This is a genomic window from Asaccharospora irregularis DSM 2635 (assembly GCF_900129815.1).
Classification (GTDB): domain Bacteria; phylum Bacillota; class Clostridia; order Peptostreptococcales; family Peptostreptococcaceae; genus Asaccharospora; species Asaccharospora irregularis.
In genome coordinates this window covers 1-17,511 of the sequence record NZ_FQWX01000040.1, presented here as the reverse complement: position 1 = coordinate 17,511, position 17,511 = coordinate 1, and the positions used below count along the sequence as shown (strand labels likewise).

Here is a 17,511-nt window from a genome sequence, read left to right as displayed (position 1 = left end):
ATTGAAATATTACACACGGATAGAGGAAATGAATTCAAAAATAAAATAATAGATGACTTATTAACTACATTTCAAATCAATCGTTCCTTAAGCAAAAAGGGCTGCCCTTATGATAATGCAGTAGCAGAAGCTACCTTTAAAGTTGTTAAAACAGAGTTTGCTTTTAATAGAATCTTTGAAAGCTTTGAAGAGCTTGAATATCTCTTATTTGATTATGTAAATTGGTACAATAATAATAGAATACATAGTTCATTGAATTATCTTACCCCTGTAGAGTATAGAGTATTAATGTCCGAGAAAAAAGTGTGCTAAAAAAGGTTGACAATCCATTATATAATATGTTAGAATTTAAATTATAAATCAGATCTGCCCAGAATGTGGGTGGGAGGATGATAAGGCTCAGTTCAAAGATCCTGACTACTCAGGTGGGGCAAATTCTATAAGTCTAAATGAGGCAATAAAAAGATACAAAGAGAGTTTACTAAAAAAACAATAGATTGTGGAGGGATACCTATGAATTTTAATTATAATTTACCGGTAAATATATTATTTGGAAGAGGAAAAATTAATAAAGTTGGAACTGAAACCGCTAAGTATGGTAAAAAAGCTCTTATAGTTACAGGAAAAACTAGTACTAAAAAATCAGGACTATTAGATAAGACAATAGACTTATTAAAAAAAGAGAATCTAGGGTATGAAGTATTTGATAAAGTTGAACAAAACCCACTGACAACAACTGTATACGAAGGTGCAGAGGCAGCTAAAAAAGCGGGTTGTGATGTCATCATAGGTCTAGGTGGTGGAAGTGTTATGGATGCAGCTAAGAGTATAGCATTTTCTACCAAAAATAGTGGTGATATATCTGAGTACATATTTGGGAAAAAGCATGGGGATGAGGCATTACCTATAATTCTTGTTCCAACGACATCGGGAACTGGTAGTGAAGGTAATTGTTTTTCAGTTTTAACAAATCCAAAGACTAAGGATAAAAAATCCTTAAAATCCAATTTGATTTATGCAAAGGCGTCAATAGTAGATCCAGAACTTATGATGACAATGCCTAAGAGTATAATTGCTTCGGTTGGGTTTGATGCTTTAGCACATAATATAGAAGCTTATATAGGAAAAAGAAGTAATCCTTTTACAGAAATGCAAGCTCTTGAAGGTATAAGGCTTCTAGGAGAAAACCTATTTAAAGTATGCAATGATCCTACAGATGTAGAGGCATGGGAGAAGGTTACATTTGCAAGTACTCTTGGGGGGATGGTTATCGGTTCATCAGGAGTAGGGCTTCCTCATGGTATGGAGCATCCTGCAAGTGGGTTAAAGAATGTTGTACACGGTAAAGGTCTAGCTGCCTTGACTCCGATAATAATAGAAAAATCTTGGGAAAGTGATATAGAAAAGTTCTCAAAAATATCTGTATTACTAGGTGGAAAGGATGCAAGTGATTGTTCAGATGCAGTAAATAGATTTCTAGAGAGTATAGATTTAAATGTTACTTTAGGCGATTTAGGAGTAGTTAAAGAAGATGTTGATTGGATGGTGGAAAATTGTATGAAAATATCTGAGCCAAATATACAAAACCATCCTAAGTTGTTTACAAAAGAAGATATAAGAGAAATTTATCTGAAATCATTGTAATATTAGATTGAATATATATGAAGTAAGTTAAGATAGTAAAAATATAGTTGAATTAGAAAAGCCTATGGATTGTACAAAATCTATAGGCTTATTATTATGTATATTAAATTAGTAAACCATTATAAACTTTCACTACTAGAAGTGCTACTACTATTATTTATAGAAAGTATAAAAATAGTAGATATTATGAATATAAACCCAATAATATCTATCCATGAAAATGCAACCTTAAGCCATAAAATAGATATAATTGTAGCAGAGACTGGTTCAATACAGGCGTACAAACTGGCCTTGGTAGGGCCTACGTATTTTACACCTTCTAGGTAAAATGTAAATGATAAAATAGTTCCAAACAGTATTATTACAATCATAGTAACAACTACTTGCCAATCTACTATTATGTCCATATTCCAAGGTCTAAATGCTACTATTAATAAAAGTCCACCGATTAGCATTCCCCAACCAATAACCATTGTAGTATCATAGTAACTCAGTAACTCTGCTGGTTGTATTGTATATACTGCAAGAAATAGAGCTGCTAGAAGCCCCCAAAAACATCCTCCCGTTAAGGTCAATATAATTCCCTTAAATTTTACTGAATTTGAAGTTTTATTCATAGTTACCCCCATAGTATATTTCCTTAAGTCTAAAAATGCTAAAGAAGCATTTAAATTTATATTACAGTAATTATTATTTATTTGCTACTGGATTTTTAAATTGTAAATAATACTAAGAATATATAAGGTTAGAGAGATATATAATTTATAGATATTATTATTATCTTGGAGGTACAATATGAATATTTATTTTAAAAGCAGTAGGCGCAAGAAATCAAATCAGACAAACATACCCAATATAATGGCGTTTAATATAATAAGAGATTTTCTAAGAAATGAAGATCACGGCGATACTAGAAAAAAATACTTTATAAAGGATTTAGATAACAGTCAAGTAAACCAAACTATGAGAGATATAAAATGGTTATTTAAAAAATATAAGGGATTAGAGGTTATTAACATAGAATATAATAACGGGAATGTGACCAAAATAAGGCTATAAAATTAATGGTGTTTTTAAATCATTAGGTATATGTTAAAATAGTGTAGTGATTTAAAAAATTATATTTATACTAAGGAGGAAATAATATGGGAAATCTAGATTTTATATATAAGCGCAAAAGTATAAGAAAATTCAAAGATGAAGTGGTACCTAAAGAAGATATTTTAAAATTATTAGATGCAGCAGTTCATGCTCCATCGCCTAAGCATCAACAAAACTGGCACTTTGTAGTACTTCAAAACAAAGAATTAATAGATAAAATGGCAGATGTAGTAACAAAAAGCCATGAACATATCGGAGCACTTGCAAAAACAGAAAAAGATCAAAAAACTCACATGAGTGTAATAAAGTACTACACTTTATTTAGAAATGCACCAGTAGTTGTTTTAGTTTATGCATGTGAATACAAAATGATAGAGTACAAAATATTAAAGGAAAATGGTGCTAGTCAAGAAGAACTTGATAGATTAACATCAGCACAATCTGGTGCCCAAGGAATAGGAGCTGCAGTAGAAAACTTCTTGTTAGGAGCATCAGCAATGGGTTACGGAGCTTGCTATATGACAGGGCCTTCTCATGCTAAGAATGAAATAGAAGAATTAATCGGTCTAAAGAAGGATGGATATGAATTAATGTCTATGATAGCTTTAGGAGTTCCTGAGGAAAATACACCTCCTCAACCAAAGCGTAAGCCATTAGAGGAAGTTGTTACGTTTATTGATTAAATTATAAAAGGATATTGCTTGAGGAGTATACTCTAGCGGTATCCTTTTTTATGTTTTTTAGTCAATATATTATAGACAATTTATTATACATAAAGTTTAGTTAGGCAAAATGTAATATATTTACAAAAAGTGGTATACTATATATAAATATTAGTTTAGCGAGATATAATAGGTTTAAATTATCGACAAATATGGGCATAATCCAGATGTACATATAATTAAGAAAAATTAAAATATAATTATTAAAAAATTAAAGTATAATTTATATATTTATATAGTTAGAAAGGAACGTTTATGTTTGGTTATGTTAAAATAAATAAAATGGATTTGACATTTAGAGAGTATGAGCATTATAGAGGATATTATTGTGGGCTTTGTAAGTACCTAAAAGACAATCACGGCGAAATATCAAGACTTTCTTTGAATTACGATATAACATTCTTGGTTATTTTGCTAACTTCCATTTACAGACCTGAGCACACAATAATAGAGGAAGGCTGTATAACAAACCCATTTAAAAAAAAGAAGAAAATAATAAATGAAATAACAGAATATGCAGCTAGTATGAATGTTTTATTAGCATATTATAAATTAGAGGATAACTTAAATGATGATAGAGGAATCAAGGATATCTTAGCGTATCATATATACAAGGGTAAATTAGAACTTGCATATGAAAAATACCCTAAAAAAGCTGAATTTATAAAGGAACAGTTAGATAAATTAAATAATTTGGAAAAAGAGAGAAATACCAATATAGATATGGTATCGAATACATTTGGCAATATTATGGGTGAGGTATTTGCCTATAAAAATGATGAATTTGAACAAAGGCTGAGAATGATAGGGTTTAATTTAGGGAAATATATATACATTCTAGATGCTTATGAAGACCTGGAAAAAGACCTTAAAAAAGGAAGATACAATCCTTTTTTAGACTATATAGATAAAAAAGAGGAACTAAAGGAAAGAGTAGATAAACTTATAAGTATCTCTCTAGGAATTGTAGGGAGGAATATAGATAATCTAAATATAAAAGTTAATACAGGGATAATAGACAATATTGTTTACTCTGGAGTGTTCCTGAGATATAAAAATATATTAGAAAAGGGATGTGAAGCTAATGTACAGTAATGCATATAACAATGATAACTTTATAAAGGCTAGAGGATTAATAGGAAACAATGAATTCAATAAGGCTTATGATTTATTAAAGTCAATTGGAGATAAGTGCGCAGAGTGGTACTATCTAACAGGGGTATCTGCGATGAATATAGGATATTACGAAGAAGGAGAAGAGTATATAAATAAAGCTAAGGATATGAAGCCTGAAAACAAAGAGTATGAAGAGGCTTTTTATAACTACAATGGTTACAGAGACAATTATAACAGTAGATCTTATAATTATAATAGAAGAAGACGTAGTGACTTAGATGGATGTTGTTGCTGTTGCTGTGATGGATTATGTTGTACAGACGATTGTTGTGGAGACTGCATGAAATTATGGTGTTTGGATTCATGCTGTGAGTGTTGTGGTGGAGACTTAGTAAGTTGTTTCTAGGTGATTGACATGAGTAAAAAAGTTGCCTATGGAGGAATTTTATTAGCAGTAAATATTATATTATTATTATTTTTGAATATAATACCTACAAATACATTGTTGATAATGGGTCTAGCGTCACTTCCGATTTCTATTGTAATAATGGAATTTGGGCCTAAAAGTGGAGTCGCATTTTATATTGCTTCTATAGTCTTAGGATTTATCGTTATGACAAACAAATCCCATTGGGTGATATATGTTTTTACATTCGGAGTTTATGGGCTTATAAAATATATAATAGAAAGAGATTTGCCTGTATATGTAGAGATTTTACTAAAGTTAGTATTTGCTAATATTGTACTGGTTTTTCTGTATTTCATACTTAAGCCTTTTTTATATATACCAGTAAAACTAGGATTGATAGCGATGTTTGAAGTTGTGTTTATTCTTTATGATTATATGTATAGTTCATTTATAGATTATTACAACAACAAGCTAAAAAATAAACTGATAAAGATAGAAAAATAAATTCTAATTAAAATTTATCTAATTAAAATTCAAAAGCACTGTTAAGACAATTTGAAGTTGTCTTTAACAGTGCTTTTTATAATGTATGGGAAATTTTTTTATTGTTCCTTTTTAACTTAGGTAAACTCAAAATATAAAATAGGTTGACGTTTTTGAGTTTTAGCTATATACTTTTTATATAAAATTTTAAGATATATAACTATCTAATTATATAATTTATAAAAAGTCAGTTATGTTAATAGCTAAAGGAAAGGTTGAAAACATGAAAAGAAAAACTAGAACAAAAAAACTTATTTTATGTTCACTATTCTCATCACTTATAGCAATAGGAGCATTTATAAAAGTCCCTATACCTGTTGTTCCATTTACACTTCAATTTTTATTTACTAATTTAGCAGGATTACTTTTAGGGAGAAAATTAGGTTCTGCTTCAGTAGGTCTATACGTAATATTAGGGTTGGTTGGATTACCAATTTTTACAGGTGGAGGGGGTATAGGATATATACTGCAGCCTACATTTGGATATTTAAGGGGGTTGATATTATACTGTTTTATACTTGCTGTACCAGGAGATATATTAATATGTTTTGTGAGTTCAATTCTTGCAAAGAGGTTATATCCTATTATAAAAGGGGAGGTATAGAAAATGTTAGAAAAATTAAAAAACTCAGTACTTAATGGATATCAAATTACAAAAGAAGATGCAATAAAATTAGTGGATGTTGATTTGGAGGATTTATGTAATGCGGCAAATGAATTGAGGAATTATTTCTGTGGTAATTCGTTTGATATATGTACGATTATTAATGGAAAGAGTGGGAGATGTTCTGAGGACTGTAAGTACTGTGCTCAATCATCACATTATAAAGTTTCAATAGAGGATTATCCATTGTTAAGTAGTGAAGAACTACTAAAAGGTGCGAAATATAATCAGGAAAAAGGTATTTTAAGGTATTCTATAGTCACATCTGGGAAGAGACTAAGTGATACTGAAGTTGATAAAATTTGTGAAAGCTATAGCCAAATTAAAGAGGAGTGTGGAATTTCCCTATGTGCCTCTCACGGATTACTTTCTTATGAGTCATTTAAAAAGTTGAAAGATGCAGGAGTTGATAGATATCACAATAACTTAGAAACCTCACGCAGAAATTTTTCTAATATTTGTACTACTCATACATATGATGATAAAATAGCTGCTATAAAAAATGCACAAAAAGCAGGGCTTACAGTTTGTAGTGGGGGTATCCTAGGTCTTGGTGAAACTATGGAAGATCGTATTGACATGGCTTTAGACATTAGAGATTTAGGTGTAAAATCTATACCTATAAATATTTTAAATCCTATACTAGGAACTCCATATGAGGGGTCAGAAATATTGTCCACAGAAGAAGTAAGAAGGGTAGTATCAATATTTAGATTTATTTTACCAGACGGTGCTATTAGACTGGCCGGTGGAAGAGGTTTAATAGAGCAAAAGGGCAAAACTACATTTACATCAGGGGCAAATGCAGCTATATCTGGGGATATGTTGACAACGGCTGGAATAAGTATACAAGATGATATGAAAATGATAGAAGAACTTGGTTTTGAGGTGAGTATGATATGACAAAAGGAATATTTATAACAGGGACAGGGACAGACATAGGCAAAACATTTGTAACAGCACTTATAGCAAAAAAACTTAATGAGAGTGGTTTAAAGACAGGTTATTATAAGGCAGCTTTAAGTGGTGCAAAGCGATCAAATAGTGAACTTGTTTTAGGAGATGCAAAGTATGTATGTGAGGTATCAGGATTAAAGTACAATCCTAAGAAGTTGGTATCTTATGCATATGAGACAGCAGTATCTCCACATTTAGCAGCTAAAATAGAAGGAAACCCTATAGAAATAGATACTGTAAAAAGAGATTTTGAAAGTCTAAAAAAAGACTTTGACTATATTACTGTTGAGGGAAGTGGTGGAATAGTCTGTCCTTTAAGATTAGATGATAAGGTTGTAATGTTATCTGATGTTATAAAGTGTTTAAATTTAGATATAATAATCGTTGCATCTGCTTCACTTGGAACTATAAATACAACTGTACTAACTGTAGAGTATGCTAAGCAGTTAGAGATTAATATAAAAGGAATTATTTTAAATGAATATGACAGAGAGAATTTTCTTCATATAGATAATAAAAAACAAGTTGAATATCTAACAGGTGTGCCAGTAGTCGCATGTGTATCACATGGAGATGAAAATTTAGATATAGATATTGAAGAACTTAAAAATTTATATAAGGGGGTTTAATTATGGATTTAGTAGAAAAAGATTTAAAATACATATGGCATCCATGTTCTCAAATGAAGGATTACGAGGAGTTACCTCCAATAATAGTAGATCGTGCAAGGGGGATATATTTATATGATACAGAAGGAAATAGATATGCTGATGTAGTTAGTTCGTGGTGGTGTAATTTATTAGGACACTGCAATGAAAGGGTTAATAATGCAGTAAAAACTCAAATAGATAAACTTGAGCATGTGATATTTGCAAATTTCTCTCATAAACCAGCAATTACTCTATGTGAAAAATTATCTAACGTGGTTCCAAAAGGACTTACTAAGTTTTTCTTTACTGACAATGGATCATCTGCAATAGAAGCGGCTATGAAGATGAGTTTTCAGTATCACTATCAAACAGGAAATCCTCAAAAGAAAAAGTTTATGGCACTTTCTGATGCATACCACGGAGAGACATTAGGTGCACTAGCTGTAGGTGGAGAAAGTATGTATTCAGAAATATATAAACCTATACTTATGGATATTATTAGAATAGATGGACCTGATTGTTATAGATGCAAATATGGAAAGTGTAGAGAAAGTTGTAGTGCGGAGTGTTTTGAACCAGTAGAAAAAGCATTTAATGATTATGGTGAGGAGGTATGTTCATTTATAATAGAACCTTTGGTACAAGGAGCAGCAGGTATGAAAATATATCCTCCAGTTTATTTAAAGAAGCTTAGAGAATGCTGTGACAATCAGAATGTACATCTTATTGCAGATGAAATAGCTGTTGGCTATGGTCGTACAGGAAAGATGTTTGCTTGTGATCATGCAGGAATATCTCCGGATATAATGTGTCTTTCAAAAGGATTAACGGGAGGGTATATGCCTATGGCACTGGCAATTACTACAGATGAGGTCTACAGTGCTTTTTATGATGATTACAATAAAGGCAAGGCGTTTATGCATAGCCATACATATTGTGGAAATCCTCTTGCATGTTCTGCGGCAATAGAGGTTTTAAATACTATGGAAGATGAAAAAATAATAGAAAAAGCCAATAAAAATTCGATCTACTTCAACGAGTTGATAAAACAAACTTTAGGTGATTATAAATTTGTAGGAGATATTAGAAATATAGGGTTAATTAACGCTATAGAACTTGTAAAAAATAGAGAAACAAAAGAAAGCTTTGATAGCAAAGATCGTATAGGATATCAAATTTACAAAGAGGCTCTAAAGATGGGAGTTGTACTTAGACCTTTGGGAGATGTCATTTATTTTAATCCACCGCTAACTATTACCAGGGAAGATATAGATTTTGTTGTTGATGTTTGTGACAAATCTATTCGAAAGATATTAGGTTAGGTACTCTTATGCAAAATCATAAAAACTCGCTATGCAACCATATTTTGTATGGAGATAGCGAGTTTTTATATAGAAAATCTTAATAATTATGTAAATCTAAATTTATAATCATTAAGATAGATCTAAAGTTATAATTATGAAGAAATTTATATTTAAATTATTTGATATTGAAATATTCCTTTTGGGAATCGTTAAGTTTATTTCCACATTTTGCACAACTATAAGATTCATTACTACTTACAAATTTCTTTGATTTTTTATCATACGTCATTTTGGTTTCATTTACTATTCCAGATACAGTCAAATCCGAACCGCAATCACTGCAGTTATTAACAATACAGATGTTTTCCAAGAGATCTGGATTTAGATCTTGGATCACAGTATTACATTTATTGCATGTAATTGAGTCTAGTAACTCCTCTGATTTTATAACGGGTTTGTTTTTATCGCTTGAATATTTGTATATCATACTCTTCATAACTTTATATCCAGACTCAAATATATTTGATTTACATTTTGGGCATATAAATTTCGGTATATACAGACTGCTATCAAGACTATTATTAGAATTATCTGGTGTACTGATATCTGATGGATTTTCAGTATTCTCACTTATTAGACCAATAAGATAATTGTAAATTTCAATATTGTTATTTGTTTTAGAAGTTGCTAATAAGTGGTCAATAATTGAAGTAAATGACTTATTCCTAGAGGGAGAAGTCAAATCCAGGAGATTATTTTCTACTATATACTTTACTATAGTTAAGTGATTGTATTTACAAGCAAAGAAAATAATCATTTCATCAAAGTTTTTTTCTCCAATTTTATCTGAGAATTCTATCCAAAGATCTGGAGACTCTAAGTATATGTTTTTACTTAATTTTTCTAGTTCATCTTCCACTAAAGTAATATCTAAATTTTTTTTATCATAGCTCATATTAACCTCCTAATCAAAAGCATCTTATAAATCGAAAATATCCACATTTGGAGATAGAGAGTATACCACATCTTTTCTCTCTACAACTATTTGAACACATTTTGATACTTTTTCATCATTGGCAATTTGGGCCAATAGTTCCTTTGTTGGGTTTATTGCCACTGGGTTTCCCACCCTTCTTAACATATTTATATCACCATTTGTATCACCATATGCAAAAGACTTTGACAGGTCTATATTGTATTTTTCAACGAAATCATCTATTGCATGATTTTTGCTTATAGAATCCCACATAGGGATTACTGTACCATTGAACATATCATCTTCAAAAACATACTTACTTCCTAAGCAATCGGATACACCGTATTTTTTTGCCATTTTCTCAACTAAAAAATCTGGACTCCCAGATATAAATATTACTTTATGGCCATTATTTAAATGCCAGTTTATTCTTGAACGAGTATACTTATAAACTCTATCGGCCTTTAACTTTATTACCTGGTTACTAGTAAAATCTATACAAGTTTTGTCTAATCCCTTTAGAGAATCAACATATAAATCGCATAATTGTAATAGATAATCATCATAGTTTCCCTGTCTTTTATCCCAGTCCATAAAAGTATCTCTAGCATTTTCAAACCAAGCTTTTTGGTCGATTATATCGTATTTTATTAGTTTCTTAAAATGTTCAACCATAAGAGAGTCTCTGTAAAGAGTACCGTCTATATCAAAAAAAGCTGCTGTAGTTCTCATAAAATCACCTCGATTAACCATTTATTCTATTATAGTACAAAACTTGCAAAAGATGTAAAGTTAAAAAATTATCTATAGAATTTTTAATCTATATTAAAAAATTCGATATAATATTATATTATTTTTAACATAATAAGTGAGTATAAACCTTGATAATAACTAGATATTCTAAAATTAATAAATTGTTATACAACAATTAGTTTATAATATAGAAGAAATTATATTCATTTTAGTGTAGACTTTATGTATAAGGGTTTTATAAGATATAGATTTGATACTATATAAAACACAAAATATGTCATGAGAAAATAGACAACAGGATTTAAGGATGTGATTTTATGGAATTTAGTTTTGCAAAAGTAACAAACTCTAGATTGATGGGGAGTATAGGTTTAGTAATAAGTTGGGTAGACAAAGAAGATACTTTTTATCAATATTTTTTATTAGATGCAGAGGGATTAGGAATAGCTGATTACGTTAGTTTGAAAAACCCAATAAGAAATAAGGCATATATGGAAGAGGAAAGGTTGATGGGTGGGTTAGGATCAGAAAAAATTAGATTAACCAAAGAAGAAGCTCTATTTTTAGTTAAATATTTTGGAAATAAAAACTTCTACTATGAAAAAGACCTTCCTGGAAATGTAGATGAGTATATGGAAATAATAAAAAATTATGAAACAGATTTAGATATATATGACTTATATCCTAAAATATGCAAAAATATTGATGAAGAAGTTGAGTTTATTAATTACATGACAATGAGATTTATAGCGTGGGATAGAGAGGGTCTTAGATACTTTTCTGAAAATGAAGAAATCTCCAATATGCATATAACCAATGTAAATGGAACTTTACTAAAAAATAAGGTTGTAGATAGAGGGAATGGAAAGTATATAAGTGAAGCTATATATGAAGATAATGATGGGTACTATACATGTAAAATAGCATTTACTATAGATAAATCCGAAAAAGGATTTAAAATAAAGTCTATGTTAGTTACAGGAAAAGAGTATATGTACGACTACGAAGTTTTTGATGAAATATCAAAACATGAATTTATAAGTATATATAGTATTTTAGATAAAAACAAAATAGATGATTTTACAAAAACATTTTATGAAGATAATCCTTTTATGTTGAGAAGTGAAATGGAAAGAGGTATATTTTTTACTAGGTTTAAATTTAACAATGATCATGTAAAAGAAAATACCTATGTCATAAACAATGATATAAAAGCTATTTACTACCAAATGGGAGAAAACTTTTTTGTAGGGACTTATAGTGAAAGAGATGAAGTATATGTAAACAAGCTATTGCAATCCAACTATTCTGATTATATAAATTTAGAGGAAAAACTATATTTTGAAGAAAATGCTTTATATGATTTTGTTGAATCAGAATCAGATGATTTTGATGACTTTTTAGATTAAATATTAGTATAAGGACTTATATGATTGATAGATTTTATAAAAATAGATTTACTAAAAATACATTTATCAAAAAAATAATTGGTTAAATAGAAAAAGGGCATTTCTAGAATAAACTAGAATGCCCTCTTTCATGTATTTATAATATTGGGGGAATATTATGAGGAATACATTAAATATTATGGACAAAGATATTTTTTTTATAACACTTTTTTAAAAAAATAATAAAAAAATTTATAAGTTATCTTTAAGTCTTTAAATACCTACATTTCTTCCTCGTCAAATTCCTCCATATTCATTGTTTGCATACCCGGCATCATCGTAGGCATACACTGCATTAGTCCAGGAAGCATAGATGGATGAACCATACCAGGATGTATCATAGGCATTCCCTGCATCATACCAGGAGGCATCATACCCGGCATCATCATAGGCATTCCCTGCATCATGCCAGGAGGCATCATACCCGGCATCATCGTAGGCATACACTGCATTAGTCCAGGAAGCATAGATGGATGAACCATACCAGGATGTATCATAGGCATTCCTTGCATCATACCAGGAGGCATCATACCCGGCATCATCATAGGCATTCCTTGCATCATGCCAGGAGGCATCATATCATCCGGCGTCATGGACATATTAGGCATACCATTAGGCATGTTCACATTAGAATCTTGCTCTGTAGCATCTAGATAATCAGAAAAACCTCCATTTTGAGTACCTTCTTGACCATTCATATTAGTCATATATCCACCAGAATTCATATAAGGATTCATATACATCATAGGATCTATATAAGGCATAGGATATATATAGTTAGAATCCACATTCTCATTTTGCATATTTGGAAACATATCGAAATTCATATTAAATTACCCCTCCTAAATTACTGAGAAAATTTATAACAAATCACTCTAATAATATATATATTAAAACAAGCGCTAATATGTGCAATTTAGATATATTAAAAAATAATATATAAATATTAGTTGCAAAAAATGGACATATGTAATATTATTATAATATAACATATGAATAGTTGTTCATATATGATTTTCAAAGTTGGGAGGATATATAAATTGAGTAATAAAAACATAGATGATATCGAAGTGAAAAATTGTGAATGCACGGATATTCATACTAATATAGTTGATAAAACTAAAGAAGAGATGCCAGAAGAGGAGATGTTATATGATTTAGCAGAGCTTTTCAAGGTGTTTGGAGATACAACAAGGATAAAAATACTTTACGCATTATTTTCAAACGAAATGTGTGTGTGTGATATAGCAAGTCTATTAAATATGACGCATTCGGCAATATCACATCAACTTAGAGTTTTGAAACAAGCTAGGTTAGTTAAATTTAGAAAAGAAGGAAAGGTTGTCTATTATTCATTGGATGATAGCCACGTAAGCCAAATATTTGACTGCGGACTACACCATATTGAGGAAATGTACAAACGTTAGGAGGGAGCATTATGGCAGGTAGCGGTTTAATTAAAAAAGAGTTGATTTTAAATGGTTTAAATTGTGCCCATTGTGCACAGGTTATAAATGAAAAAGTTTCAAAATTAGAGGGAATAGAAGAGTGTAATTTAAATTTTATAAATAAAAAGCTAACAGTAAATATAAATGAATCTAAAAACGAAGAAGAAATTATATCTACAATTATAAATATAATTGATTCTACAGAACCAGGTTTAGATATAAAAATAATATCTGATTCAGAAGATGATAAAGAAGATCACGATCATGGTCATGATCATAGTCACAATCACGATGTTAGTAAGAAGGATTTGATAAAGCTTATAATAGGAAGTATTGTTTATATATTTGGCATATATCAAATTTTTACTGGAATAGAAAGTAAATTTGCAGATTTATTGTTTATAGTTGCTTATATAGTAGTAGGTGGAGAAGTATTAACAAAGGCTGTAAAGAATATATTTAGAGGTCAAGTATTTGACGAAAACTTCCTTATGACAATAGCCACTATAGGGGCACTTGCAATAGGTGAGTTACCTGAGGCTGTGGGAGTTATGCTTTTCTACCAAATAGGTGAGTTTTTACAGGGAGTAGCAGTAGGAAAATCTAGAAAATCTATATCTGAACTTATGGATATAAGACCTGATTATGCTAACCTAAAAACAGGCTCAGAAATAAGTGTTGTTTCTCCTAAGGAAGTGTCTATAGGAGAGGTAATAGTTATAAAACCAGGAGAGAAAGTGCCTTTAGATGGAATAGTTGTTGAAGGTAATTCAATGCTAGATACCTCAGCGCTTACAGGAGAATCAGTTTTAAAGGAGATATCTGTAGGGGATGAAGTATTATCAGGATTTATAAATAAAAATGCACTGTTGAGTGTAAAAGTTACAAAAGGCTTTGGAGAGTCAACAGTATCAAAAATACTAGAACTTGTTGAAAATGCAAATAACAAAAAATCAAAAACAGAAAACTTTATAACTAAATTTTCTAAGTACTATACACCAGTTGTTGTTATAGCAGCTCTTCTTATAGCTGTTGTACCTCCTATTGTAATACCCGGAGCTTTATTTAGTGATTGGTTGTATAGGGGTCTTATATTTCTAGTAGTATCTTGCCCTTGTGCATTAGTACTTTCTATACCTCTTAGTTTCTTTAGTGGAATAGGGTTTGCATCTAAGAATGGGGTACTAATAAAAGGAAGTAACTACCTAGAAGCATTGAGAGATGTAGATACAGTTGTATTTGATAAGACAGGGACACTTACTAAAGGTGTATTTGGTGTAACTAAAGTAAATCCAGTTGGAATATCAGAAGAACAACTTATAGAATATGCTGCAATAGCTGAGGTTAACTCAAATCATCCTATAGCACAATCTATAATAAAGCATTATAACAAGAAAATAGATTTAGATAAAATAGAAAAATATGAAGAAATTGCGGCTCATGGTATTAAGGTTTTATATAATGGAGATTTTATATTAGCTGGTAACGAAAAGCTTATGAAACAAGAGAATGTATTGTTTGATAGGGCAGAAGAAATTGGTACAGTTATATATATATCAGTAAATAAAACATACAGAGGGCATATAGTAATTTCAGACGAGATAAAACCAGATAGCAAAGAAGCTATAAAATCACTTAGAAGTATAGGAATAAAGAAGGTAGTAATGCTAACAGGTGACAATGAAAAGGTAGCAAATAATGTAGCAAAGGAACTAGGAATAGATAAGGTATATTCAAACTTACTTCCAAATGAAAAAGTTGATAAAATAGAAGAGTTATATAAAGGTAGAACAGAGAAAGAGAAAATAGCATTTGTTGGTGATGGAATAAACGACGCACCAGTACTAGCTCGTGTAGATGTAGGAATTGCCATGGGTGGTTTAGGATCAGATGCAGCAATAGAAGCAGCAGATGTGGTTCTTATGACTGATGAACCGAAAATGATATCTAAGACTATGGATATAGCTAATAAGGTAAATAAGATAGTATGGCAAAATATATCATTTGCACTAGGGGTAAAAATTATAGTTATGATTTTAGGGGCTGGTGGAGTAGCTACTATGTGGGAAGCTATATTTGCCGATGTAGGTGTAGCTTTGATAGCAGTGTTAAATTCTATGAGAGTTATGAGATAATTTAGAGGGGTGGCTTAACTGCCACTCTTTTAAATTATATAAATATCCATGACTAATTTTATAATATTAGGGAAATTGTTGCTAAGACCGACATTTTTAAAAAAGTAAAAGGGCCTTGTTAAACAATTAGGTGTTGTCTATCAAGAACCCTATTTTTATTTAATAATATTGATTTTTGGAGTTTATATTACATATTTAAACACACATAAAAAGTGAGTCAAACTTCCTAACATTATAAATATATGGAAAATCTCATGGAATCCTAGAGATTTAAATTTTAAAAATGATGGTTTAGTAGCATATATTAAAGCACCTATAGTATAAAAAATTCCACCTAAAACTAATAAGCTCACCCCTTGAAGAGATAAGGATTTATATAGAGGAACAATTAAAAATATAGATGCCCACCCCATAGCTACATATATAACTGTAGAAATCCATCTAGGGCAATTAAACCAAATCAACTTAAATGATACACCAGCTACAGCAGCTGCAAATATTATACCAAACAGAACCCATCCTGTAGGACCATTCAGTGCTATTAAGCAAAATGGAGTATAAGACCCTGCTATTAAAACAAATATCATAGCGTGATCTAAACGTCTTAAATAGCTTATTACTTTATCATTAGAAACAACTAGATGATAAGTGGCAGAAGCTGAATACAAAAGAATTAAACTTACACCGAAAACTATTACAGCAGTTAGTGCTAATGCAGACGGTTGATTTAATGTTGTTTTTATAACTAGTGCTAATAAACCAATAAATGATAGTACTGCACCAGCTAAATGGGTAAACCCGTTAATGGGTTCTCTCAGATGATTGTTCAAGAAAACACCTCCTTAAAATATAGAAACAATAAATAATAGTATACAAGTTACTATTAAACATGTTTAATTTTATATATTAAAGCACTAAATTTATACATTTTATACAGTATTAAAATTAGTACTTGGTTCTAAGCTATACTACTATTATACTATATTCACGTTCATTATTAATATATAAATATATTTATATGGTATATATGATAAGTAGTTATAAAGTATATATATGAAATATATCCTTTTATTTAAAAATATATAAGTATTTTAAAATGATAAATAAAGAGAATTATTGATAAAAATGTGTAAAAAGTTGATAATTATGTGGATAAAATAACAAAGTATAGTTATATAGCAAAAAAAATAATCAACAGGTCCTGTTGATAGTGTGGATAATTTAAAATATAATCTGATTGTAAAAAAATATTTTAAAAAAGTGTTGACGATATATAAAAAACTTGATATAGTATTACTTGTCCTTGAGAAAAGGAAAAAACGAAACAACTTGAACTTTGAAAATTAAACAGTAGGTTAATTTATAGAATTGAAACAACACAAACCAAGCCAGATATTCAGATAATGATTAGTCTGAGCAAGGAAAACAAAACTTTTATTTGAGAGTTTGATCCTGGCTCAGGATGAACGCTGGCGGCGTGCCTAACACATGCAAGTCGAGCGAACCCTTCGGGGTGAGCGGCGGACGGGTGAGTAACGCGTGGGTAACCTGCCTCATACACATGGATAACATACCGAAAGGTATGCTAATACAGGATAACATATTTTTATCGCATGATAAAAATATCAAAGCTCCGGCGGT

The 17,511-nt window shown here is 30.3% G+C and carries 20 protein-coding genes and 1 rRNA gene; 16 read left to right on the top strand and 5 right to left on the bottom strand.

From position 1 onward, the window contains the following. The 3 genes from BUB34_RS11320 to BUB34_RS11310 all read left to right on the top strand — a co-directional run. A partial coding sequence (locus BUB34_RS11320) for an IS3 family transposase (RefSeq protein ID WP_143153381.1) occupies positions 1-312 on the top strand: 312 nt, incomplete at its 5' end. 40 nt (positions 313-352) lie between these two features. Next, positions 353-496, top strand: a complete 144-nt coding sequence (locus BUB34_RS14015) for a CPCC family cysteine-rich protein (RefSeq protein ID WP_073127396.1) — start codon at positions 353-355, stop codon at positions 494-496. 17 nt (positions 497-513) lie between these two features. Further along, positions 514-1,644, top strand: a complete 1,131-nt coding sequence (locus BUB34_RS11310) for an iron-containing alcohol dehydrogenase (RefSeq protein WP_073127392.1) — start codon at positions 514-516, stop codon at positions 1,642-1,644. Between the two features lie 119 nt (positions 1,645-1,763). Here BUB34_RS11310 and BUB34_RS11305 read toward each other — a convergent pair whose 3' ends face one another. After that, complete coding sequence (locus BUB34_RS11305; RefSeq protein WP_073127389.1) at positions 1,764-2,261, bottom strand: DMT family transporter; 498 nt, start codon at positions 2,259-2,261, stop codon at positions 1,764-1,766. Between the two features lie 178 nt (positions 2,262-2,439). On the opposite strand from BUB34_RS11305, the gene BUB34_RS11300 reads away from it, so the two are divergent. The 9 genes from BUB34_RS11300 (at position 2,440) to bioA (ending at position 9,128) form a co-directional block, all read left to right on the top strand. Then, positions 2,440-2,703 carry a hypothetical protein gene (locus tag BUB34_RS11300; RefSeq protein ID WP_073127387.1) on the top strand — a complete coding sequence of 88 codons (264 nt, stop codon included), beginning with the start codon at positions 2,440-2,442 and terminating at the stop codon, positions 2,701-2,703. Positions 2,704-2,789: 86 nt separating this feature from the next. Then, positions 2,790-3,428, top strand: coding sequence for a nitroreductase family protein (locus BUB34_RS11295; protein WP_073127385.1), 639 nt, complete (start codon positions 2,790-2,792; stop codon positions 3,426-3,428). Between the two features lie 294 nt (positions 3,429-3,722). Further along, positions 3,723-4,562: a DUF5685 family protein gene (locus tag BUB34_RS11290; protein ID WP_073127383.1), complete on the top strand. Its 840-nt coding sequence runs from the start codon at positions 3,723-3,725 to the stop codon at positions 4,560-4,562. Next, on the top strand, positions 4,552-4,989 hold the full coding sequence (locus BUB34_RS11285) for a hypothetical protein (protein WP_084120381.1): 438 nt from the start codon (positions 4,552-4,554) through the stop codon (positions 4,987-4,989). The genes BUB34_RS11290 and BUB34_RS11285 overlap by 11 nt, the downstream gene beginning before the upstream one ends. A gap of 9 nt (positions 4,990-4,998) precedes the next feature. After that, the gene (locus BUB34_RS11280; RefSeq protein ID WP_073127381.1) at positions 4,999-5,496 is read left to right on the top strand and encodes a hypothetical protein; all 498 of its coding nucleotides are present in this window, start codon (positions 4,999-5,001) and stop codon (positions 5,494-5,496) included. Positions 5,497-5,728: 232 nt separating this feature from the next. Beyond that, on the top strand, positions 5,729-6,139 hold the full coding sequence (locus tag BUB34_RS11275) for a biotin transporter BioY (RefSeq protein WP_073127379.1): 411 nt from the start codon (positions 5,729-5,731) through the stop codon (positions 6,137-6,139). 3 nt (positions 6,140-6,142) lie between these two features. Beyond that, entirely contained in the window at positions 6,143-7,102 is a 960-nt protein-coding gene (gene bioB, locus BUB34_RS11270) for a biotin synthase BioB (RefSeq protein ID WP_073127377.1), read from the top strand. Then, positions 7,099-7,785, top strand: coding sequence for a dethiobiotin synthase (gene bioD, locus BUB34_RS11265; RefSeq protein WP_073127375.1), 687 nt, complete (start codon positions 7,099-7,101; stop codon positions 7,783-7,785). The genes bioB and bioD overlap by 4 nt, the downstream gene beginning before the upstream one ends. A 2-nt stretch (positions 7,786-7,787) precedes the next feature. Then, positions 7,788-9,128 carry an adenosylmethionine--8-amino-7-oxononanoate transaminase gene (gene bioA / locus BUB34_RS11260; RefSeq protein WP_073127373.1) on the top strand — a complete coding sequence of 447 codons (1,341 nt, stop codon included), beginning with the start codon at positions 7,788-7,790 and terminating at the stop codon, positions 9,126-9,128. 157 nt (positions 9,129-9,285) lie between these two features. Here bioA and BUB34_RS11255 read toward each other — a convergent pair whose 3' ends face one another. After that, positions 9,286-10,065, bottom strand: coding sequence for a hypothetical protein (locus BUB34_RS11255; protein ID WP_073127371.1), 780 nt, complete (start codon positions 10,063-10,065; stop codon positions 9,286-9,288). Positions 10,066-10,089: 24 nt separating this feature from the next. Further along, the gene (locus tag BUB34_RS11250; RefSeq protein WP_073127369.1) at positions 10,090-10,818 is read right to left on the bottom strand and encodes an HAD family hydrolase; all 729 of its coding nucleotides are present in this window, start codon (positions 10,816-10,818) and stop codon (positions 10,090-10,092) included. Between the two features lie 338 nt (positions 10,819-11,156). On the opposite strand from BUB34_RS11250, the gene BUB34_RS11245 reads away from it, so the two are divergent. After that, positions 11,157-12,248, top strand: coding sequence for a hypothetical protein (locus tag BUB34_RS11245; RefSeq protein ID WP_073127367.1), 1,092 nt, complete (start codon positions 11,157-11,159; stop codon positions 12,246-12,248). 260 nt (positions 12,249-12,508) lie between these two features. Here BUB34_RS11245 and BUB34_RS13355 read toward each other — a convergent pair whose 3' ends face one another. Continuing rightward, positions 12,509-13,114 (bottom strand): hypothetical protein, encoded by a 606-nt coding sequence (locus BUB34_RS13355; protein WP_073127366.1) that lies wholly within the window; start codon positions 13,112-13,114, stop codon positions 12,509-12,511. A gap of 213 nt (positions 13,115-13,327) precedes the next feature. Between BUB34_RS13355 and BUB34_RS11235 the strand changes: the two genes are divergently transcribed. Continuing rightward, positions 13,328-13,714, top strand: coding sequence for an ArsR/SmtB family transcription factor (locus BUB34_RS11235; RefSeq protein WP_425547729.1), 387 nt, complete (start codon positions 13,328-13,330; stop codon positions 13,712-13,714). Between the two features lie 11 nt (positions 13,715-13,725). After that, complete coding sequence (locus tag BUB34_RS11230; RefSeq protein WP_073127362.1) at positions 13,726-15,870, top strand: heavy metal translocating P-type ATPase; 2,145 nt, start codon at positions 13,726-13,728, stop codon at positions 15,868-15,870. Positions 15,871-16,052: 182 nt separating this feature from the next. Here BUB34_RS11230 and trhA read toward each other — a convergent pair whose 3' ends face one another. Next, positions 16,053-16,700 (bottom strand): PAQR family membrane homeostasis protein TrhA, encoded by a 648-nt coding sequence (trhA, locus tag BUB34_RS11225; protein ID WP_073127360.1) that lies wholly within the window; start codon positions 16,698-16,700, stop codon positions 16,053-16,055. 604 nt (positions 16,701-17,304) lie between these two features. Between trhA and BUB34_RS11220 the strand changes: the two genes are divergently transcribed. Beyond that, positions 17,305-17,511: ribosomal RNA gene (locus BUB34_RS11220) — 16S ribosomal RNA — on the top strand; the annotation flags it as partial.